Below are 21365 nucleotides of genomic sequence, written 5' to 3'. Positions count from 1 at the left end.
AAAACAGGATTGTTACTGCATCACGCAGGCAAAACCTGAGCGCGGCCTTCGTCAGAAGGCCGTTCTCGGGTTTTTTTATTTTTGTACTCAGTCAACAGGTGCCTGCGGGCATCGGATGTAAGGAAATCGAGATGGAATACCAGGCTTTAGCGAAGGATATTCTCGGCCACGTTGGCGGAAAAGAGAACATCGTCAGTCTTGTGCACTGCGCGACCCGGCTTCGCTTCAAACTGAAAGAGAATCAACGGGCGGATGCGGAAGGGCTCAAGAAAAATCCGGGCGTAATCATGGTGGTCGAAAGCGGCGGCCAGTTTCAGGTGGTGATTGGCAACCACGTTCACGACGTCTGGCAGGCTGTCCGTAATGAAGCAGGCCTTACGGATGACGCCCCTGTTGTGGAAGAGAAGGGTGAAAAGGGGAACCTGCTGGGCCGCCTGATCGACATCGTCTCCGGGATCTTCACCCCGTTTATCGGCATTCTGGCCGCGTCCGGTATTCTGAAAGGGCTGCTGGCGCTGGCCGTGGTATGCGGCTGGCTCACGACCGGGAGCGGCACGTATAAAATCTGGTTTGCCGCCAGCGACGCGCTGTTCTTCTTCTTCCCGATGGTGCTGGGCTATACCGCCGGGAAAAAGTTCGGCGGCAACCCGTTTATTACCATGGTGATCGGTGGGGCGCTCACCCATCCGGTAATGATTGCGGCGTTTAACGCCAGCCAGCAGCCGGGCGCGGTGTCGGACGCCTTTTTGGGCATCCCTGTCACCTGGTTCAACTATAGCTCGTCGGTGATCCCGATTATTCTCGCCGCGTGGGTGAGCTGCTGGCTTGAAAAACAGAGCACCAGGCTGCTGCCTTCCTCGATGAAAAACTTCTTCGCGCCGCTGATCTGTCTGGGCGTAACCGTGCCGCTGACTTTCCTCGTTATCGGGCCGCTGGCGACCTGGCTGAGCCAGCTGCTGGCGAACGGCTATCAGAGTATTTACGTTCTGGCGCCGTGGCTGGCGGGTGCGGCGATGGGCGCGCTATGGCAGGTCTGCGTTATTTTTGGCCTGCACTGGGGGCTGGTGCCGCTGATGATTAACAACCTGGCGGTGCTGGGGCATGACTCCATGCTGCCCATGCTCTTGCCCGCGGTGTTTGGTCAGGTGGGGGCGGCGCTGGGCATTTTCCTGCGCACCCGCGATGCGCGTCAGAAAATGCTGGCCGGTTCATCCGTGACGGCAGGTATTTTCGGTATCACCGAACCCGCAGTGTATGGCGTAAACCTGCCGCTGCGCCGTCCGTTTATTTTCGGCTGCGTGACGGGGGCTATCGGCGGGGCGATTGTCGGCTTTAGTGACACCCACGTTTACTCTTTCGGCTTCGCCAATATCTTTACTGTTGCCCAGATGATCCCGCCGGGCGGCGTGGACGCCACGCTGTGGGGCGGCATTATCGGTACGGTGGTGGCGCTGGTACTGAGCTGCGGCCTGACGCTGGTCGCCGGTATGCCAGGAAACACCGCGACAGAAGGGGCGGTCTCCATGGGTGAAAACGATGTGCTGGCACCGATGACCGGCACCGTTCTGGCGCTCGACCAGGTGCCGGATACCACCTTTGCCAGCGGCCTGCTGGGCAGCGGTGCCGCGATTATTCCCTCCGATAACAAAGTGGTTGCCCCGTTTGCCGGCGTGGTGGCCTCTCTTTTCCAGACCAAACACGCCATCGGCCTGCTTAGCGACAGCGGGATTGAAGTGTTAATCCACGTGGGTATCGACACCGTGAAGCTCGACGGCAGGCCGTTTACCGCCCACGTGAAGGTGGGCGACAAGGTACAGCCCGGCGATCTGCTGCTGGAGTTTGACCGACAGGCGATTATCGATGCCGGATTCGACCTGGCGACCCCGATTATTATCAGTAACAGCGATGAGTATCGCGACGTGGTGACCGTGGCGGCAACGTCCGTCAGTGCCGGTGCGCCGTTACTCAGCGTAAGCCATCAATAACAGGAGAACGTGATGAAAACTTTCCCGGACGATTTTTTATGGGGCGGCGCGGTTGCCGCGAATCAGGTAGAGGGCGCGTATCTGGAAGAGGGAAAAGGGCTGTCCACCTCAGACGTTCAGCCGCGCGGTGTCTTTGGCCCGGTGGTTGAGCGCGTGGCGGGTGACAGCGGCATCAAGGATGTTGCCATCGACTTCTATCATCGCTATCCCGAAGACATCAAACTGTTCGCTGAGATGGGCTTTAGCTGCCTGCGCGTCTCCATTGCCTGGACCCGCATTTTTCCGAACGGCGATGAGCAGCAGCCTAACGAGGCGGGGCTGGCGTTTTACGACCGGCTGTTTGACGAGCTTGCTGTGCACAACATTACCCCGCTGGTGACGCTGTCGCATTACGAAATGCCGTGGGGGCTGGTGAAGCAGTACGGCGGGTGGGGCAGCCGCCAGACTATCGACTTCTTTGAACGCTATGCCCGTACCGTGTTCGTGCGCTACAAAGAGAAGGTGAAGATCTGGCTTACCTTTAACGAGATCAATATGTCTCTGCACGCGCCGATGACCGGCGTGGGCCTGCCGGAAACCAGCAGCAAAGGTGAAGTGTATCAGGCAATCCACCACCAGCTGGTTGCCAGCGCGCTGGCGGTGAAGGCCTGCCACGAGATCGTTCCTGATGCCAGAATTGGCAACATGCTGCTGGGCGGCCTGATGTATCCGCTGACCTGCAAGCCGGAAGATGTTCTGAAGACGCTGCAGGAAAACCGCACCTGGCAGTTCTTTGGCGACGTGCAGTGCCGCGGCGCCTACCCCAGGTATATGCAGCGCTTCTTCCGCGACAGCGGTATTCAGCTTGAGGTCACGGACGCCGACCGCGAGGCGCTGAAATCGACCGTCGATTTTATCTCCTTCAGCTACTACATGACGGGCTGCGTTACCGCGGATGAAGCTCTCAACCAGCAGGCGCGCGGCAACATCCTGAGCATGGTGCCAAACCCGCATCTGGCAAGTTCCGAATGGGGCTGGCAGATTGACCCCATCGGCCTGCGTACCCTGTTAAACGTGCTCTGGGATCGCTATCAGAAGCCGTTGTTTATCGTGGAAAATGGCCTCGGGGCGAAGGATAAACCGGATGCGGACGGCGTGGTGCAGGATGACTATCGCATCAGCTACCTTAACGACCATCTGGTACAGGTGCGTGAGGCAATTGATGACGGCGTTGAGGTGATGGGATATACCAGCTGGGGGCCAATCGATCTGGTGAGCGCGTCTAAAGCTGAACTCTCTAAGCGCTACGGCTTTATTTACGTCGATCGCGATGACAGCGGAAAAGGCACGCTGGCGCGCAGCCGCAAAAAGAGCTTCTACTGGTATAAAGAGGTTATTGCTACGAAAGGTGCTTCGCTGAAAGCCTGATATCGAGGACGTTGCCCGGCGATGCGCCGGGCAAAGGAATCAGAAAATCATCTTGAATACACCGGTAACCACTAAGAGACCTATCAGAAATATAATCAAAATAACCCACAGTAATATTTTCATTCCCTTCTCCCGCTCATGTATGTCCTGAATAAGTGTAGCAGCGTATTTATGGTTGGCATGAATGTATTAAATTTAATCATTATTTTTAGGAATAAATTTCCGTGTATTAAGATGTATGACAATTTGCGGATTGCCACGCGTTACTAAAAAAATGAACGACACTGAGCGTAACGTGCGCCTTTATTTTTTGAGTTTATGGCGTCATGAAACGTTCTCTTATTTTTTCTCTGAGTGCTCCCTTCGTTTTTATTCTGGCAGCCTGTGCGCCTGAACATGCCACGGTATCTCCCATTAAAACGCAAACCGCTGCGGCGTCGGTGAATGCGCAGCTTCGTCATACCGACTGGCCGAAAAATGAGTGGTGGAAAGAGTATAACAATCCCGAACTTAACGGCCTTATTGCGAAAGCATTAAGCGATGCGCCGGATATGCAGATTGCCCGTCAGCGCATTACGCTTGCCGAAGCCCAGGCCAAAGCCGTAATGGCAGCCGACGGTCCGCAGATTAATTTTTCCGCCGATGCGGAACGTCAGAAAATGTCCTCCGAAGGGCTGATGGGACCGTTTGCCTTTACCGACCCGGCTGCAGGCACCACCGGGCCGTGGTATACCAACGGCACCTTTGGCCTGACCGCAGGCTGGGATCTCGATCTTTGGGGAAAAAATCGCGCCCGGGTCGAGGCCCGGATTGGCAAAGTGAATGCGCAAAAAGCGGAGCTGGAGCAGACGCGTCAGCTGCTGGCCAGCAGGGTGGCGCGGCTCTACTGGGAGTGGCAAACGCAGGCCGCCGTGGGGGAGGTTCTCGCCCAGATCAAACATGAGCAGGACAATATTATCGGGGCCGATCGCGAGCTGTATCAACACGGCATCACCTCCTCCGTGGAGGGCGTTGAAACGGATATCAACGCCAACAAAACCGAAGCGCAGCTGGCAGAAGTCAACGGGAAGATGAAAGCCGTTGAGGCGCGCCTGGTCGCGCTGACGAACGCCTCTTCCGTGACGCTGACGCGGCACGCCTTGCCGACGGTGGAAGCCTCGTTACCGTCGACGCTCGGCTATGAACTGCTGGCACGTCGTCCGGATCTTCAGGAGGCGCACTGGTATATCGAAGCCTCTATGAGCGAAGTGGAGGCTGCCCGAGCGGCTTTCTACCCTGACGTGAACCTGATGGCATTCTTACAGCAGGATGCCCTGCACCTGAGCGATCTGTTCCGCTCTTCCGCGCAGCAGATGGGCATGACCGCCGGGCTGACGCTGCCGATTTTCGACAGCGGCAGGCTGAACGCCAGCCTGGATATCGCTCAGGCGCAGAATAATCTCTCGGTGGCGAACTACAACAAAGCGGTGGTCGAAGCCGTCAATCAGGTGGCACGTACGGCCAGTGAAGTCGAAACGCTGACGGCGAAGAACAGCCACCAGCAGCAGGTTGAAAAAGATGCGGCACGTGTTGTGGCACTTGCCCAGGCGCGTTTCAGCGCGGGGATCGTTGCGGGCTCTCGGGTCAGTGAAGCCAGAATACCGGCCCTCAAAGAACACCTCGAAGGATTACTGTTAAAGGGGCAGTATGTCGACGCCACGCTGCAGCTGACCTCGGCGCTGGGCGGTGGCTATCATCATGGCTAAAAAAGGTCATTATCTATACTTACCTCTTTGCAGTTTTTCAGGAGGTGAGTATGACCAGAGTAGCTATTGTGACCGCATCGGATTCCGGGATCGGTAAAACCACGGCGCTGATGCTTGCAGAGCGCGGGTTTGATATTGGCGTCACCTGGCATTCGGATGAAAAAGGGGCGCTGGAAACCTGCCGCGAAGTTGAAGCGCAGGGGCAGCGCGCAGAGGCTATCCATCTTGACTTAAGCACACTGCCGGAAGGCGCAGAGGCTATTGAAACGCTGATTGCGCGTTTTGGCCGGCTGGACGTGCTGGTCAATAATGCGGGTGCGATGACCAAAGCGCCGTTCCTTGAAATGCCGTTTGACGACTGGCGGAATATTTTCACCGTCGACGTGGACGGCGCGTTTCTCTGTTCACAAATTGCCGCCCGGCAGATGGTGAAGCAGGGGGAAGGGGGGCGAATTGTGAACATTACCTCGGTGCATGAGCACACGCCGCTGCCGGAGGCGAGCGCCTACACGGCGGCAAAACACGCGCTCGGCGGGTTAACCAAATCCATGGCGATGGAACTGGTTAAGCACAATATTCTGGTGAATGCCGTCGCGCCGGGTGCCATTGCCACGCCGATGAATGACATGGACGACAGCGAAGTGAAGGCAGACTCAATGCCGGAAATCCCGCTGGCAAGACCGGGCCACACCAAAGAGATTGCCAGCCTGGTGGCGTGGCTTTGCGACAGCGACGCCAGCTATACCACAGGGCAATCGTTTATCGTCGACGGGGGCTTTATGCTGGCGAACCCGCAGTTTAAGCCGGAGGGGTAGTAACCTTTCTCCCTCTCCCTCTCCCTCTCCCTTGAGGGAGAGGGCTGGGGTGAGGGGAGGAGACCGCACTCACTCCTCATCCCGCGTCTTTTCCCGGTGCTTCAGCCACAGTCGAACCCCAATCACCGCCACAACCACCAGAATCAACCACGCCCAGTGCTTCAGGTGCTGGTCGAGATTATGCAGCCATGGCGCAATCACTTCGCCCCCTGCGTAACCGAGCGTCGTAAAGATCAGCGCCCAGGCAACCGCGCCCACAATATTGAGCGGCAGAAAAATTTTTGGCGGCAGATGACTGGCACCAATCAGTATCGGCCCGATAATGCGAAAGCCATACATAAAGCGCGTGCCAATGACGAACAGATAGGGATGACGTTGAATCAGCCGCTGAGCGCGGCGGATTTTCTTTTGATGCTTTGCGAAGCGTTTAAGCAGCGTTGGCCCAAAGCGCAGCCCCAGAAAGTAGAGCAGCTGATCGCCAATCATTCCACCCAGCGCGACCGCGGCAACGACCAGCGGGAACTTCAGTAATCCCTGATGTGCGGCGACGCCCCCTAACAGCGTGATGGTTTCACCTTCTGCTACGCTGCCGATGACCAGCGCGGCATAGCCATATTGTTCAATGAGTGCGTTAATATCCATTACGTAAATGTTATCTCCCTCAGCGTACCTCGTTTAATCATATACCCCGTGAATCAACAGCGGGGAAATCAACGGAAATTTCCCACTGTACATAAAATAATCTAAAGCCTGCATTATACTTAAGGTATCGCTGACGGGCCGACAACAAGGGGGCGCTATGAACCATGTCTGGGGACTTTTCTCCCATCCCGATCGTGAAATGCATGTCATTAAAAGTGAGAACGAAACGGTCTCGCATCATTACACGCACCATGTGCTGCTGATGGCTGCGGTGCCGGTAATATGCGCCTTTATCGGAACAACACAAATCGGCTGGAACTTCGGTGACGGCACCGTAGTTCAGCTTTCCTGGTTTACCGGGCTCTATCTGGCCATCGTTTTTTATGGCCTGATGCTGGCGGGTGTGGCGGTTATGGGGCGCGTCATACACTGGATGGCGCGTAACTATCCGCAGCGTCCATCGCTGGCGCACTGTATGGTCTTTGCCGGATATGTCGCGACCCCGCTGTTCTTAAGCGGTATTGTTGCGCTCTATCCACTGGTCTGGCTGTGCGCGCTGATCGGTACCATTGCCCTCTTTTACACCGGGTATCTGCTGTATCTTGGGGTTCCAACCTTCCTGAATATCAATAAAGAAGAAGGCCTGAGTTTTTCCAGTTCAACACTCGCCATTGGGGTGCTGGTGCTGGAGGCGCTACTGGCGCTGACGGTTATTCTTTGGGGTTACGGATACCGTCTCTTCTGAGTTCACTGCATTGCTGGCGTAAATGCCAGCAATGCAGCATCTGTTCACGATTATCCGCTGGCGACAACGCCCGGTGACCGCTATGATGCCGAAGCCAGCCTGTGTTTATCCGTTGATACAGGCGGTGTACGTCATGACGTGCGTGAATAATTATCAGAAGTCTCACCATGCAGAAATTCCGAGTCTCTTTACTTAGCCTGGCGCTGCTGCTGGGCGCGTCCGCTGCCGTGCCGGCCGTCGCCAAAACGCCCGCGGTGAGCGCCGCCGCTGCTCAACCGCAAATTGCGTCCGGCAGCGCGATGATTGTCGATCTCAACACCAATAAGGTGATCTATGCCAGCCATCCGGACCTGGTGCGCCCGATCGCCTCAATTACCAAATTAATGACCGCGATGGTGGTGCTTGATGCACATCTGCCGCTGGACGAAAAGCTAAAAGTAGATATCAGCCACACGCCGGAGATGAAGGGGATCTACTCTCGCGTGCGTCTGAACAGTGAAATCAGCCGTAAAAATATGCTGCTGCTGGCGCTGATGTCGTCTGAAAACCGCGCGGCGGCGAGCCTGGCGCACCACTATCCGGGCGGCTACGACGCCTTTATCCAAGCGATGAACGCGAAAGCCAAAGCGCTGGGGATGAACAATACGCACTACGTTGAACCGACGGGGCTGTCGATCAACAACGTCTCCACGGCGCGCGATCTGACGAAACTGCTGATTGCCAGCAAACAGTATCCGCTGATTGGTCAGCTCAGCACCACCCGTGAAGAGATGGCGACCTTTGCGAACCCGGCCTATACGCTGCCGTTCCGCAACACTAACCATCTGGTTTACCGGGATAACTGGAATATTCAGCTAACGAAAACCGGCTTTACCAACGCGGCAGGACACTGTCTGGTGATGCGCACCGTGTTTAACGGTAAGCCGGTGGCGCTGGTGGTGATGGATGCCTTCGGCAAATATACCCACTTCGCGGACGCGAGCCGCCTGCGCACCTGGATTGAAACCGGAAAAGTGCAGCCTGTACCGGCCGCGGCATTGACGTATAAAAAGCAGAAAGCCGAGCAGATGGCGACGGCGCAGAACGATTAATTTCCCTCTGCCCGCAGATGCCCTCACCCCGACCCTCTCCCTGTCGGAGAGGGAGAAAACACTAAAAACGGTAACCCAGGTTACCGTTTTGCGTTTATTCCGGCAGCGTCCAGTCACCATCGTTGAGCGGGCGCTGCATAATCACCGTATCCCGCCAGTCGCCTTTCTTATACCCCACGCTGCGCAGCTGACCGACAATCTCGAAGCCGTGCTTTTTATGCAGCCGCAACGAGCCGGCATTATTATTGCCATCTCCCACCACGGCAATCATCTGCCGCCACGGCCCTTGCTCGCAGCGTTCAATCAACGCATCCATCAGTGCCGAGCCAAAACCGCGCCCGGTAATGCTGGCATCAACGTATATCGACTCTTCCAGGGTATAACGGTAGGCGTGCCGCGGACGGTAAGGCGTGGCGTAGCAGTAGCCCACCACGATGCCGCGATACAGCGCGATAAGCCACGGTAAACCGTGCTCAGCCACGCTTTTCATACGATGTCGCATTTCGTCGATGGTGGGGGGGACTTCTTCAAACGACGCGCGCCCGTGAAGCACATGCCAGGCATAGATGGCGGCAATAGCATGCACATCATCGGGAAGGGCGTCGCGCACTTCCAGTTCGGTCTCGGATAAAACATCAACAGCCGACATGATGTGCCTGCTCCTCGTTATAGAAAGCCGGAGAAACGTTTCTCCGGCGATAAGCAGTTACTCTATTACGATTAAGGAGCGCTTAACAATCTCTCAAATTTGGCTGTAGGAATTAATCAGACGTTTGCGTTATGCGCTGCTCCGCGTCTGCGCTCTCTTTCCAGTATTTCTTCCGCGTTGTTTTACCAATGCCGGGATTCATGCTGTTTGTAGGGTCATTCTCGCGATAAAACTGCTTAAGTGCGTCAGGGGCTTCATAAAGATGTCCGACGTTATGTTCCGCAGGATATTGTGCGCCGCGTTCACGCAGAAGGGCGAGCATCTGCTCCTTCAGTTCGTGTGCGTCGACCCCTTTTTTGACAATGTAATCCTGATGGAAGACATAACACATAAAGTGGCCGTAATAGAGCTTGTGCACCAGCTTGCTGTCGATTTCCGGCGGGAGATGCTCGAACCAGTCGCTGTCGTTACGTCGCAGGGCGATATCCAGCGCCAGAATATCTTCCACTTCTTCGGAATGCACCGCCTGGTAACGGATGGCTGCGCCTGCGGCGGCAAAACGGTGCAGGAAGGCTTTGCTGCCCTCTTCAGGCGTACAGGCAAAGAAATCCCCTTCGGCGGTTTTGAAGTATTCGGTCAGCCAGGACTGCGCTTCGGCAATCCCGTCCCCGGCCATTTTCAGCAGCAGGTGATGTTCATACTTGTCGCGCCAGGTTTTCATTCTCTCCGGTAAATGCGCCGGGAAAACGTTGCCCAGCTTCTGCATAAAGCGGTCGGTGAAGTGGGGTTTAAACAGCGACACTTTCTCCAGCATCGCATCGGTGCGGCCCTTCATGGTGAAGAAGAACGGCATTTTGTCGGTGCCGAGCTTGTCGATCATCAGGAAGGTATCTTTGCCGTAACGTTCGGCGATGTCGTAAATGTCCCGGTGCATGTACTCGCCCGCCACCGGAAGATTGCTGAATTCGCCCAGAATATGACGGCGGATTTCCGTCAGAACCTCAGGCTGATTGGTACCGATGTAAAATACCTGCTGCTTTTTCTCTGCCGGGAAGGTATCCAGACGCACAGCAAAAACGGCAAGCTTCCCGGCGCACCCGGAGGATTCAAACAGGCGGTCCGGGTCGGCGTTGTAGCGCGCCGGCGTATCGGCGTCGATATCCCGTACGCGGGTCACGTAGTCGTGATCGTGCGCATGACGACCGTCGTGCTGCACGTCTTCGTCCTTCACGCGATCGTCGTCAAGCTTGCTGAGGATCTGTTCTGGCGTCACGCCGAGATCGATTCCCAGATGGTTCACCAGCGTCAGCTTGCCGTTTTCGTCAATACGGGCAAACAGCGACATCTCGGTATACGCCGGGCCGCGCTGCACCAGCGAGCCGCCGGAGTTATTGCAGATCCCGCCGACCACCGAGGCGCCAATGCAGGAGGAGCCAATCACCGAGTGCGGTTCGCGGCCCAGCGGCTTAAGCGCTTTTTCGAGGGAGTAAAGCGTGGTGCCGGGGAACGCGAGCACCTGCTCGCCCTTATCCAGCAGGTGGAGCTTGTCGAGACGCAGGGTACTGATAATCACGATGTCACGATCGTAATCGTTGCCGTTCGGCGTGGAGCCTTCGGTCAGGCCGGTGTTGGCCGCCTGCATTAAAATAATCTTGTCGGCCGCGACGCAGGCGCTCAGCACGCGCCACAGTTCCAGCAGCGTGCCGGGGAAAACCACCGCCAGCGCCTCGCCCTGACCGGAGCGGAAGCCCTTGCGGTAGCGGGCGGTTTTAGCCGGGTCGGTAAGCAGGTGAGAGGAGCCAACCAGGCGCGACAGTTCGTTAATAAATGCTTTGTTATCGTCAGTTCGAACAGAAGACATCTTCCACTCCTTGTGGTGGGGCAAATTTCTCGCTGTAAAGCATAGCGCGATTAACTGTTAAGCGGTCGAGTATTCACGAGAAAAATCAGAGAATAACCCTGCAACGTTCAGAGGGTTTGTGGCACACTGCGCTTTTCGCACGGTATGGCCGAGATCGTCCGGCGGTTATTGATGAGAGAGTAAAACGACATGAAATGGCTATGTTCTGTAGGTGTCGCCGTCAGCCTGGCGCTGCAACCTGCGCTGGCAGAGGATTTGTTTGGCAATCACCCGCTCACGCCTGAAGCGCGGGATGCGTTTGTCACGGAATTGCTCAAGAAAATGACGGTCGATGAGAAAATCGGCCAGCTGCGTCTGATCAGCGTCGGCCCGGATAACCCGAAAGAGGCCATCCGCGAGATGATCAAAGACGGGCAGGTAGGGGCCATCTTTAATACCGTCACCCGCCAGGATATCCGCAAGATGCAGGATCAGGTGATGGATCTCAGCCGCCTGAAGATTCCGCTGTTCTTCGCCTATGACGTGGTGCACGGCCAGCGTACCGTCTTCCCGATTAGCCTCGGCTTAGCGTCTTCCTTTAACCTCGATGCGGTGAAAACCGTCGGGCGCGTGTCTGCTTATGAAGCGGCGGACGACGGCCTGAACATGACTTGGGCGCCCATGGTGGACGTCTCGCGCGATCCGCGCTGGGGCCGCGGCTCGGAAGGCTTTGGTGAAGATACGTACTTAACCTCCACGATGGGTAAAACCATGGTGGAAGCGATGCAGGGTAAAAGCCCGGCGGACCGCTACTCGGTGATGACCAGTGTCAAACACTTTGCGGCCTATGGCGCGGTTGAAGGTGGGAAAGAGTACAACACCGTCGACATGAGCCCGCAGCGCCTGTTCAACGACTACATGCCGCCGTACAAGGCAGGGCTTGATGCGGGCAGCGGCGCGGTGATGGTAGCGTTGAACTCGCTGAACGGCACGCCTGCGACGTCCGATTCCTGGCTGCTGAAAGACGTGCTGCGCGACCAGTGGGGCTTTAAGGGCATCACCGTATCCGACCACGGCGCGATTAAAGAGCTGATCAAACACGGCACCGCCTCCGATCCGGAAGACGCGGTGCGCGTCGCGCTCAAGTCCGGCATCAACATGAGCATGAGCGACGAGTACTACAGCAAATACCTGCCGGGGCTGGTGAAGAGCGGGAAGGTGACGATGGCGGAGCTGGACGATGCCACGCGCCACGTGCTTAACGTGAAATACGACATGGGGCTGTTTAACGATCCGTACAGCCATCTGGGCCCGAAAGACTCTGACCCGGCAGATACCAACGCTGAAAGCCGCCTGCACCGCAAAGAGGCGCGTGACGTCGCGCGCGAAAGCCTGGTGCTGCTGAAGAACCGCCTCGACACGCTGCCGCTGAAAAAATCCGGCACCATTGCCGTGGTGGGCCCGCTGGCCGACAGCAAGCGCGACGTGATGGGCAGCTGGTCTGCCGCGGGCGTGGCTGACCAGTCCGTGACCGTGCTGACCGGTATCAAGAGTGCCGTCGGTGAAAACGCCAAAGTGGTTTACGCCAAAGGGGCGAACGTCACCAACGATAAAGATATCGTGACCTTCCTCAACCAGTACGAGGAAGCGGTGAAGGTCGATCCGCGCACGCCGAAGGAGATGATTGACGAGGCGGTGAACGCCGCGAAGCAGTCTGACGTCGTGGTCGCGGTCGTGGGGGAAGCGCAGGGTATGGCGCACGAAGCCTCCAGCCGTACCGATATCACGATTCCACAGAGCCAGCGCGATCTGATCGCTGCTCTGAAAGCGACCGGCAAGCCGCTGGTGCTGGTGCTGATGAACGGTCGCCCGCTGGCGCTGGTGAAAGAAGACCAGCAGGCTGACGCCATTCTGGAAACGTGGTTCGCCGGTACCGAAGGCGGTAACGCCATCGCCGACGTGCTGTTTGGTGATTACAACCCGTCGGGCAAGCTGCCGATGTCCTTCCCGCGCTCCGTCGGGCAGATCCCGGTTTACTACAGCCACCTGAACACCGGTCGTCCGTACAATGCCGACAAGCCGAACAAGTACACGTCTCGTTACTTCGACGAAGCTAACGGCCCGCTGTATCCGTTTGGTTACGGCCTGAGCTACACCACCTTCAAGGTCTCTGACGTGAAAATGTCGGCGCCGACCCTGAAGCGTGACGGCAACGTTACCGCCAGCGTCGAGGTAACCAACACCGGCAAGCGCGAAGGGGCTACGGTGATTCAGATGTACGTGCAGGATGTTACCGCGTCGATGAGCCGTCCGGTGAAGCAGCTGCGCGGCTTCGAGAAGGTCAACCTCAAGCCAGGGGAAACCAAAACCATCAGCTTCCCGATCGACGTGGATGCGCTGAAGTTCTGGAACCAGCAGATGAAATATGATGCGGAACCAGGCAAATTTAACGTCTTTATCGGCGTGGACTCCGCCCGCGTGAATAAAGGCGAGTTCGAGCTGCTGTAACCTTTCCCTCCTTTGCCTCCCCCCGTCCTGCGGGGGAGGCGTCTTACCTTATGCTAAAAAGGCATTTTGACGGTTAATTCCGCCGTTTTAAGCTACGCTTTTCTCTCAAGCCTCTGAAAAAGGCAGCAAAAAAATGAGGATAGCGGAATGACGATTGCAAAGGGGATGTTGGGATCTGCGGTGTTACTGGCGGCGCTGAGCCTGCCGTTACAGGCGGCGGAGCCGGTAAAAGTGGGCTCAAAGATCGATACCGAAGGCGCGCTGCTCGGCAATATTATTTTGCAGGTGCTGGAAAGTCACGGCGTGAAAACGGTCAATAAAGTCCAGCTCGGCACCACGCCCGTCGTGCGCGGCGCGATTACATCCGGCGAGCTGGATATCTACCCGGAATACACCGGCAACGGCGCATTCTTCTTCAAAGATGAAAACGATCCGGCATGGAAAAACGCCAAAGCCGGGTATGAGAAAGTCAAAAAACTCGACGCGGAACAGAACAAGCTGGTCTGGCTGACCCCGGCACCGGCCAACAACACTTGGACTATCGCCGTGCGCAAGGACGTGGCGGAGAAAGGGAAGCTGACTTCTCTGGCGGATCTCAGCCGCTACCTGAAAGAGAAGGGCGACTTTAAGCTGGCTGCGTCCGCGGAGTTTATCGAGCGTCCTGACGCGCTTCCGGCGTTCGAAAAAGCCTACGACTTCAAGCTCGACCAGGCTCAGCTGCTCTCGCTGGCGGGCGGGGATACGGCGGTAACCATCAAAGCGGCGGCGCAGCAAACCTCCGGCGTTAACGCGGCAATGGCCTACGGCACCGACGGCCCGGTGGCGGCGCTCGGCCTGCAAACCCTGACCGATCCTAAAGGCGTACAGCCGATTTACGCTCCGACCCCGGTCGTGCGTGAGGCGGTGCTGAAAGCCTATCCGGAGATTGCCGAATGGCTCAAACCGGTTTTCGAAAAGCTTGATGAAAAAACGCTGCAGCAGCTGAATGCCAGCATTGCCGTCGAGGGGCTGGATGCCAAAAAAGTGGCCGCCGACTTCCTGAAACAACAAGGGCTTGTGAAGTAACGGGAAAGGGCTGTGCCAATAAAATGTCATAACCGCGTCCTGCTGCTGCTGGCCTGCGTGGCCATCACGGCGGTAGCGTTACCGTTTGTCAACGTTGCCCCAAACCGCCTGATGTCGGGGGAGGGCAAAGCGCTCTGGCAGGTCTGGTCGTTTACGCCGGGGTGGCTGGCGGCGGCGCTGGGCGCGTGGGTGATCCTGTCGCTCTGGCAGGGACGCCCGGCGCAGTGGCTGACGCTGCTCCTCTCTGAAGGACTCTTCATCGTGCTGTTCTGGAGCGCAGGACTGGCGGCGACGCATATGGCATCGGCGGAAAGTCCGCTCGCGAGAACCACTATCGGCAGCGGCCTGTGGCTGTGGCTGGCGCTGTGTCTGCTGGCCTGCAGCGATGCCATTCGTCGACTCATCGCCAGCGCGGTCTGGCGCTGGGTGCTCAATGCGCAGATATGGTGTATTCCTTTACTCCTGCTGTTCAGCGGGGAACTGAACAACCTCTCGCTGTTAAAAGAGTACGCCAACCGTCAGGAGGTGTTTGATGATGCCCTCGCGCAGCACCTGACGATCCTCTTCGGTACGCTCGTTCCGGCGCTTCTGGTTGGGATCCCCCTTGGCATGTGGTGCTATCGCCATCCTTCACGCCAGGGTGGGGTTTTTGCCGTGCTCAACGTTATCCAGACCATTCCATCCGTTGCGCTGTTTGGCCTGCTGATTGCCCCGCTGGCGGGGCTGGTGAAGTCATTCCCGGTGCTCGGAACGCTCGGTGTCGCCGGGACGGGGTTAACGCCCGCGCTTATCGCGCTGGTGCTGTATGCGCTGCTTCCGCTGGTGCGCGGCGTGGTGGCGGGCTTAGGTCAGGTCGCACCTGACGTGCTGGAAAGCGCCCATGCGATGGGAATGAGCGCGCGGCAGTGTTTCTGGAAGATTCAGCTCCCGCTGGCGCTGCCCCTGCTGCTGCGCAGCCTGCGTGTGGTGGCGGTTCAAACCGTCGGCATGGCGGTGATTGCGGCGCTGATTGGCGCGGGTGGCTTTGGCGCACTGGTGTTCCAGGGGCTGCTGAGCAGCGCTCTGGATCTGGTGCTATTGGGCGTGGTGCCCACGATTGCGCTGGCGGTGGTCGTCGACGCATTGTTTGCCTTATGGCTCGCGCTGCTCGGGAGAAGAGCCAATGATTGAATTTCATGATGTCAGTAAAACCTTTGCCGGTCGCCCGGCGGCGAGCCATCTGAACCTGAACTTTGCCGAGGGGGCGTTCTCCGTGCTGATTGGCACCTCGGGCTCGGGAAAATCCACCACGCTGAAGATGATCAACCGTCTGGTTGAGCATGACAGCGGGCTGATTCGCTTTGCCGGAGAAGAGATCCGCAGCCTGCCGGTGCTGGAGCTGCGCCGTCGGATGGGCTATGCCATTCAGTCTATCGGCCTGTTTCCGCACTGGACGGTGGCGCAGAACATCGCCACCGTGCTGCAGCTGGAAAAATGGTCGCGGGCAAAAATCGCTGACCGGGTGGATGAACTGATGTCCCTGCTGGGGTTAGAGCCCGCGCTGCGCGATCGCTATCCGCACCAGCTTTCCGGCGGGCAGCAGCAGCGCGTGGGCGTGGCGCGCGCGCTGGCGGCCAACCCGCAGGTACTGCTAATGGATGAACCCTTCGGCGCGCTGGACCCGGTCACGCGCGGGGCGCTGCAGGCGGAGATGACCCGCATTCACCGCATTCTCGGACGCACGATCGTTCTCGTGACGCACGATATTGATGAAGCCCTGCGCCTGGCCGACCATCTGGTGCTGATGGATCATGGCGAAGTGGTGCAGCAGGGCTCGCCGCTTGAGCTGTTAACCTGGCCGAAGAACGACTTTGTGCGCGAGTTTTTTGGCCGCAGCGAGCTGGGCGTCAGGCTGCTCTCCCTGCGGACGGTCAGCGACTATATGCGACGGGAAGAGGTGCCGGTGAGCGGCGAACCGCTACAGGCGCAGATGAGCCTGCGGGATGCCCTCTCCGCGTTTGTCGCGCGACAGTGCGAGGTATTGCCCGTCTCGGATGACCGGGGGGCGCCGTGCGGAACCTTACATTTTCGCGATCTGCTGGCCGGGGAGGTGACGCGTGAAGGCTCTGCGTGATCCGCTCCTCTGGCTGGTAGCGCTCTTTATCGCCTTGCTGTTTCTGATGCCCCACAGCGCGGCGCTGTTTAACAGCCTTTTTCCCGGGCTGCCGCGGCCGGTGTATCAGCAGGAGAGCTTTATTAATCTCGCCCTGGCGCATCTCTGGCTGGTTGCGCTCTCAAGCGCTGTCGCGATCGTGCTGGGCGTGGGGGCGGGCATCGCGGTCACGCGGCCTGCGGGTCGGGAGTTTCGCCCGCTGGTGGAGGCGATTGCGGCCATTGGACAGACGTTTCCCCCCGTGGCGGTGCTGGCGATAGCGGTTCCGGTTATGGGCTTTGGTCAGCAGCCGGCGATCATTGCGCTGATTCTATACGGCGTATTGCCGGTGCTGCAGGGCACGCTGGCGGGCCTCGCGGCGGTACCGGCGTCAGTGCTGAGCGTGGCAGAAGGGATGGGGATGAGTTGCGGCCAGCGGCTGCGCAAGGTTGAACTGCCGCTTGCGGCGCCGGTTATTATTGCCGGGATCCGCACGTCGGTCATCATTAACATCGGGACGGCGACTATTGCGTCGACGGTCGGTGCCAATACGCTGGGGACGCCGATCATTATCGGCTTAAGCGGGTTTAATACGGCTTATATTGTGCAGGGGGCGGTGCTGGTCGCGCTGGCGGCAATCGTCGTCGATCGCCTTTTTGAGCGGCTGGCGCTGTACCTCAGCCGACACCGCCGCGAACAATAAACGAGTACCCTGCCAGCATCACGCCGCCGATACCGCTCACGGCCATCAGGACAAAAAGGGTAATAATGGCCAGTTTGGTTGCCTTCATCATGTGCTCCTGTTGTTAACGGAACAATTATACGGTGAAGCGCAGCTGTTAATGAACCATTAAATGCCGTTATGGCTCATCCGGCCCAAGGGAATAAACCGGGTAACCATTTTCTCGCCATTCCATCAGAAGCTGCTGCTGCGTGGCGGACGGCACTTCGCCACACCAGACCAGCAGGGTCTGGCCGTCGAAAAACTCAGGCTTAAGCTGAGCCAGCGAGTGTGCCAGAACATCCACGCGCCAGCCCTTCTGGGTAGCAATCCACGCTTCCAGCCACAGGCGGGTGGTATCGTGCACGTTCCAGCCGACTACCAGCGCATCTTTTCCGGCTTTGTTCTTCGCTGAGGCAAGGCAGACGGCAATATAGTTGATCAGCACCCCGTCGAGCATGCTGAGCAGCGCCTGCAGGGTAGACTGCTGGCACTGCAGGCGTCGACGGAGCGGGATGAAAAGATGGGAGATCAGCGTCTGTGCCGGATAGTCGCGGCCCTGCTCTTTTATCCATGCGCGCAGGCGCTGAAGATTGCCCGCCTGCAGGAGCCGCAGCAGGGTTTCCTGCTGTTCGCGCCAGAGGTGCTGCGTGTCCGGGTCGTCGTGGCTCAGCAGAGACTTCACTTTGCCGACCTGCACCCCGTTGTCGATCCAGCTCTTAATCTCGCGGATGCGGTCAATATCGGCCTCATTAAAAAGGCGATGCCCGCCGTCGGTCCTTTGCGGTTTGAGCAATCCATACCGTCGCTGCCACGCCCGTAGGGTAACGGGATTGATATCACAAAGGAGTGCCACTTCACCTATCGTGTAAAACGCCATATTCGCCCCCTGGCTTACGCGTTCCCAGCTTAACTGTAGACCCACTTTTGCGAACCAGGAAGGATTGATTGATTTTTGAACAAACAATGCGAAGCATGCACGATATTCAGAAAAAGGTGTGATAACGGACACGATTTTGTGCTTTTTTGGAATGCTTCAAAGAAAGTAACCCCGCATCAGTGTATGTTACGCGTTTTTAGCGTGTGCGGTTTTGAGTATGTACGAGTTTAATCTGGTGCTGCTGTTGCTTCAGCAGATGTGCGTGTTTCTTGTCATTGCCTGGCTGATGAGTAAAACGCGCCTGTTTATCCCGCTGATGCAGGTCACCGTTCGTCTGCCGCACAAGTTCCTCTGTTACGTCGTATTTTCCATATTCTGCATTATGGGGACCTGGTTTGGTCTTCATATCGAAGATTCTATTGCCAATACGCGCGCGATTGGCGCGGTGATGGGCGGGCTGCTGGGCGGTCCCGTCGTCGGTGGCCTTGTCGGTTTAACCGGGGGGCTGCATCGCTATTCCATGGGCGGGATGACGGCCCTGAGCTGCATGATCTCCACGATCGTGGAAGGGCTGCTCGGCGGCCTGGTGCACAGCTATATGATTAAGCGCGGCCGTCCGGATAAAGTCTTCAGCCCGCTCACCGCCGGAGCCATTACCTTTGTGGCCGAAATGGCGCAGATGGCGATCATTCTGCTGATTGCCCGTCCGTTTGAGGATGCGCTGCACCTGGTAAGCAGCATTGCCGCTCCGATGATGGTGACCAACACCGTGGGCGCGGCGCTGTTTATGCGCATTCTGCTCGACAAGCGCGCTATGTTTGAGAAGTACACCTCGGCGTTTTCCGCCACGGCGCTGAAGGTCGCCGCCTCGACCGAAGGGATACTGCGCCAGGGGTTTAACGAAGAAAACAGCATGAAGGTCGCGCAGGTGCTCTACAAGGAGCTGGATATCGGCGCGGTGGCCATAACCGACCGCGAGCGGCTGCTGGCCTTTACCGGCACAGGGGACGATCACCATCTGCCGGGTAAACCGATCTCCTCAGCCTATACGCTGCGCGCCATCGAAACCGGCGAAGTGGTGTATGCCGACGGTAACGAAGTGCCTTATCGCTGTTCGCTGCATCCGCAGTGCAAGCTGGGCTCCACGCTGGTGATTCCGCTGCGCGGGGAAAATCAGCGGGTGATGGGGACTATCAAGCTGTATGAGGCAAAAAACCGTCTTTTCAGCTCGATCAACCGCACGCTGGGGGAGGGGATCGCTCAGCTGCTGTCCGCACAAATCCTCGCCGGACAGTATGAGCGGCAGAAAGCCCTGCTGACGCAGTCTGAAATTAAGCTGCTGCATGCCCAGGTCAACCCGCATTTCCTGTTTAATGCCCTCAACACGCTCAAAGCGGTGATCCGCCGCGACAGCGATCAGGCCGCGCAGCTGGTGCAGTTTCTGTCGACCTTTTTCCGCAAGAACCTGAAGCGGCCGTCTGAGATCGTGACCCTCGCCGACGAGATTGAGCACGTGAACGCCTATCTGCAGATTGAGCAGGCGCGTTTCCAGTCGCGCCTGCAGGTGACGCTCTCCGTGCCGGACGAGCTGGCGTATCAACACCTCCCGGCTTTTACCCTGCAGCCTATTGTCGAAAACGCCATTAAGCACGGCACGTCACAGCTTCTGGGTACAGGGGAGATAACCATTGCCGCCAGCCGTTTTAACCACCATCTGGTGCTGGATATTGAAGATAATGCCGGGCTTTACCAGCCTTCCGCCTCCGGCGGTTTAGGGATGAGCCTGGTGGATAAACGCCTGCGCGCCCATTTTGGCGATGACTGTGGCATTACCGTCGCCTGCGAGCCCGACCGATTTACACGTATTACCGTACGACTGCCGCTGGAGGAAAACGCATGTTAAGAGTGCTGATTGTGGATGATGAGCCGCTGGCACGGGAAAACCTGCGCGTTCTGCTGCAGGAGCAGCCGGATATTGAGATTGTGGGTGAGTGCGCCAACGCCATTGAGGCCATCGGCGCGGTGCACAAGCTGCGCCCGGACGTGCTGTTCCTTGATATTCAGATGCCCCGCATCAGCGGCCTGGAGATGGTCGGCATGCTCGACCCGGAACATCGTCCCTACATCGTGTTTCTGACGGCGTTCGACGAATATGCCGTTAAGGCCTTTGAGGAGCACGCGTTTGACTATCTGCTCAAGCCGATCGAAGAGAAGCGCCTTGAAAAAACGCTCACCCGTTTACGCCAGGAAAGAACCGTACAGGACGTCACGCTGCTGCCGGAGAACCAGCAGCCGCTGAAGTTTATCCCCTGCACCGGGCACAGCCGGATCTATCTTCTGCAGATGGATGATGTGGCGTTCGTCAGCAGCCGCCTGAGCGGGGTGTTTGTCACCAGCGCGGAAGGGAACGAAGGATTTACCGAGCTGACCCTGCGCACGCTCGAGAGCCGCACGCCGCTGATCCGCTGCCACCGCCAGTATCTGGTGAACATGGCGCACCTGAAGGAGATCCGCCTGGAAGATAACGGCCAGGCCGAACTGGTGCTGCGTGCCGGGCAAACGGTACCCGTCAGCCGCCGCTACCTGAAGAGTTTGAAAGAGGCGATTGGGCTGTAAAGCTGGTACACTGCGCGCCATTGCATCATCGACATTCGAAGGCTCTATGCTAAGTAACGATATTCTTCGTAGCCTGCGCTACACCCTGAAAGCGAACAATAACGACATGGTGCGCATTCTTGCGCTGTCCGACATGGAATCCACGTCTGCGAGTTTTGACACGTGGATGACTAAAGAAGACGAAGAGGGCTTTGTCCGCTGCCCTGATATCATTCTGTCCGGTTTCCTGAACGGCCTGATTTACGATAAGCGTGGCAAAGATCCTGCCGCGCCAGAGCTGGCGCTGGAGCGTCGCGTGAACAATAACACGGTGCTGAAAAAGCTGCGTATCGCGTTCTCGCTGAAAACGGACGATATCGTGGCGATCATGACCGAGCAAAAATTCCGCGTATCCGTGCCGGAAGTCACCGCCATGATGCGCGCGCCGGATCATAAAAACTACCGCGAGTGCGGCGACCAGTTCCTGCGTAATTTCCTGCGCGGGCTGACCCACCGGGTGCATCATCCTAAACCATAAAAAAAGCC

18 protein-coding genes and 1 pseudogene are annotated in these 21365 nt (G+C 57.7%); 14 read left to right on the top strand and 5 right to left on the bottom strand.

What is annotated here, in order from left to right:
* Positions 1 to 19: 19 nt before the first annotated feature.
* The 4 genes and pseudogenes from bglF to AB3N39_RS13900 all read left to right on the top strand — a co-directional run bounded on the left by bglF (position 20) and on the right by AB3N39_RS13900 (position 5952).
* Positions 20 to 1985, top strand: a pseudogene (gene bglF, locus AB3N39_RS13915) (PTS beta-glucoside transporter subunit IIABC).
* Positions 1986 to 1997: 12 nt separating this feature from the next.
* Positions 1998 to 3392 (top strand): glycoside hydrolase family 1 protein, encoded by a 1395-nt coding sequence (locus AB3N39_RS13910; RefSeq protein ID WP_367896816.1) that lies wholly within the window; start codon positions 1998 to 2000, stop codon positions 3390 to 3392.
* A gap of 326 nt (positions 3393 to 3718) precedes the next feature.
* Positions 3719 to 5137: a multidrug resistance outer membrane protein MdtQ gene (mdtQ, locus tag AB3N39_RS13905; RefSeq protein ID WP_252093250.1), complete on the top strand. Its 1419-nt coding sequence runs from the start codon at positions 3719 to 3721 to the stop codon at positions 5135 to 5137.
* Between the two features lie 50 nt (positions 5138 to 5187).
* Complete coding sequence (locus tag AB3N39_RS13900; RefSeq protein WP_248174705.1) at positions 5188 to 5952, top strand: SDR family oxidoreductase; 765 nt, start codon at positions 5188 to 5190, stop codon at positions 5950 to 5952.
* 69 nt (positions 5953 to 6021) lie between these two features.
* Here the strand turns inward: AB3N39_RS13900 and AB3N39_RS13895 are convergent, their stop codons facing one another.
* A complete protein-coding gene (locus AB3N39_RS13895; RefSeq protein ID WP_133294805.1) occupies positions 6022 to 6594 on the bottom strand; it encodes a DedA family protein in 573 nt (190 codons plus the stop codon).
* 157 nt (positions 6595 to 6751) lie between these two features.
* Between AB3N39_RS13895 and AB3N39_RS13890 the strand changes: the two genes are divergently transcribed.
* Both AB3N39_RS13890 and pbpG read left to right on the top strand, forming a co-directional pair.
* Positions 6752 to 7339, top strand: a complete 588-nt coding sequence (locus tag AB3N39_RS13890) for a Yip1 family protein (RefSeq protein WP_023312454.1) — start codon at positions 6752 to 6754, stop codon at positions 7337 to 7339.
* Between the two features lie 167 nt (positions 7340 to 7506).
* Complete coding sequence (gene pbpG / locus AB3N39_RS13885; RefSeq protein ID WP_367896815.1) at positions 7507 to 8430, top strand: D-alanyl-D-alanine endopeptidase; 924 nt, start codon at positions 7507 to 7509, stop codon at positions 8428 to 8430.
* 94 nt (positions 8431 to 8524) lie between these two features.
* Here the strand turns inward: pbpG and AB3N39_RS13880 are convergent, their stop codons facing one another.
* Both AB3N39_RS13880 and dld read right to left on the bottom strand, forming a co-directional pair.
* Positions 8525 to 9079: a GNAT family N-acetyltransferase gene (locus tag AB3N39_RS13880; RefSeq protein WP_115875833.1), complete on the bottom strand. Its 555-nt coding sequence runs from the start codon at positions 9077 to 9079 to the stop codon at positions 8525 to 8527.
* 112 nt (positions 9080 to 9191) lie between these two features.
* Positions 9192 to 10940 (bottom strand): D-lactate dehydrogenase, encoded by a 1749-nt coding sequence (gene dld, locus AB3N39_RS13875; RefSeq protein WP_115875832.1) that lies wholly within the window; start codon positions 10938 to 10940, stop codon positions 9192 to 9194.
* 189 nt (positions 10941 to 11129) lie between these two features.
* Between dld and bglX the strand changes: the two genes are divergently transcribed.
* The 5 genes from bglX to AB3N39_RS13850 all read left to right on the top strand — a co-directional run bounded on the left by bglX (position 11130) and on the right by AB3N39_RS13850 (position 17326).
* Positions 11130 to 13427 (top strand): beta-glucosidase BglX, encoded by a 2298-nt coding sequence (bglX, locus tag AB3N39_RS13870; protein WP_021241491.1) that lies wholly within the window; start codon positions 11130 to 11132, stop codon positions 13425 to 13427.
* A 147-nt stretch (positions 13428 to 13574) separates the two neighbouring features.
* Positions 13575 to 14492 (top strand): ABC transporter substrate-binding protein, encoded by a 918-nt coding sequence (locus AB3N39_RS13865; protein ID WP_115875831.1) that lies wholly within the window; start codon positions 13575 to 13577, stop codon positions 14490 to 14492.
* A gap of 12 nt (positions 14493 to 14504) precedes the next feature.
* Positions 14505 to 15662, top strand: a complete 1158-nt coding sequence (locus AB3N39_RS13860; protein ID WP_133294801.1) for an ABC transporter permease — start codon at positions 14505 to 14507, stop codon at positions 15660 to 15662.
* Positions 15655 to 16605 (top strand): ABC transporter ATP-binding protein, encoded by a 951-nt coding sequence (locus tag AB3N39_RS13855; protein ID WP_136195421.1) that lies wholly within the window; start codon positions 15655 to 15657, stop codon positions 16603 to 16605. The genes AB3N39_RS13860 and AB3N39_RS13855 overlap by 8 nt, the downstream gene beginning before the upstream one ends.
* The gene (locus AB3N39_RS13850) at positions 16589 to 17326 is read left to right on the top strand and encodes an ABC transporter permease (protein ID WP_325848584.1); all 738 of its coding nucleotides are present in this window, start codon (positions 16589 to 16591) and stop codon (positions 17324 to 17326) included. The genes AB3N39_RS13855 and AB3N39_RS13850 overlap by 17 nt, the downstream gene beginning before the upstream one ends.
* Here AB3N39_RS13850 and AB3N39_RS13845 read toward each other — a convergent pair.
* Positions 17301 to 17414, bottom strand: a complete 114-nt coding sequence (locus AB3N39_RS13845; RefSeq protein ID WP_008500895.1) for a protein YohO — start codon at positions 17412 to 17414, stop codon at positions 17301 to 17303. The two genes, AB3N39_RS13850 and AB3N39_RS13845, sit on opposite strands and share 26 nt — an antisense overlap.
* A gap of 69 nt (positions 17415 to 17483) precedes the next feature.
* Positions 17484 to 18224, bottom strand: coding sequence for an HTH-type transcriptional regulator MlrA (mlrA, locus tag AB3N39_RS13840; protein ID WP_115875827.1), 741 nt, complete (start codon positions 18222 to 18224; stop codon positions 17484 to 17486).
* A 217-nt stretch (positions 18225 to 18441) separates the two neighbouring features.
* On the opposite strand from mlrA, the gene AB3N39_RS13835 reads away from it, so the two are divergent.
* From AB3N39_RS13835 to AB3N39_RS13825, 3 genes are read left to right on the top strand one after another with little or no spacing between them, the layout of a single operon-like run.
* Positions 18442 to 20127 (top strand): sensor histidine kinase, encoded by a 1686-nt coding sequence (locus AB3N39_RS13835; RefSeq protein WP_032642882.1) that lies wholly within the window; start codon positions 18442 to 18444, stop codon positions 20125 to 20127.
* Positions 20121 to 20840, top strand: a complete 720-nt coding sequence (gene btsR, locus AB3N39_RS13830) for a two-component system response regulator BtsR (protein ID WP_024908144.1) — start codon at positions 20121 to 20123, stop codon at positions 20838 to 20840. The genes AB3N39_RS13835 and btsR overlap by 7 nt, the downstream gene beginning before the upstream one ends.
* A 46-nt stretch (positions 20841 to 20886) precedes the next feature.
* A complete protein-coding gene (locus AB3N39_RS13825; RefSeq protein ID WP_115875826.1) occupies positions 20887 to 21357 on the top strand; it encodes a DUF1456 family protein in 471 nt (156 codons plus the stop codon).
* Positions 21358 to 21365 lie beyond the last annotated feature (8 nt).

It is taken from the genome of Enterobacter vonholyi (genome assembly GCF_040834095.1).
In the GTDB taxonomy this organism is placed as follows: domain Bacteria; phylum Pseudomonadota; class Gammaproteobacteria; order Enterobacterales; family Enterobacteriaceae; genus Enterobacter; species Enterobacter vonholyi.
The sequence above is the reverse complement of the archived record's forward strand: the minus strand, read 5'-3'. Positions and strand labels throughout refer to the sequence as shown.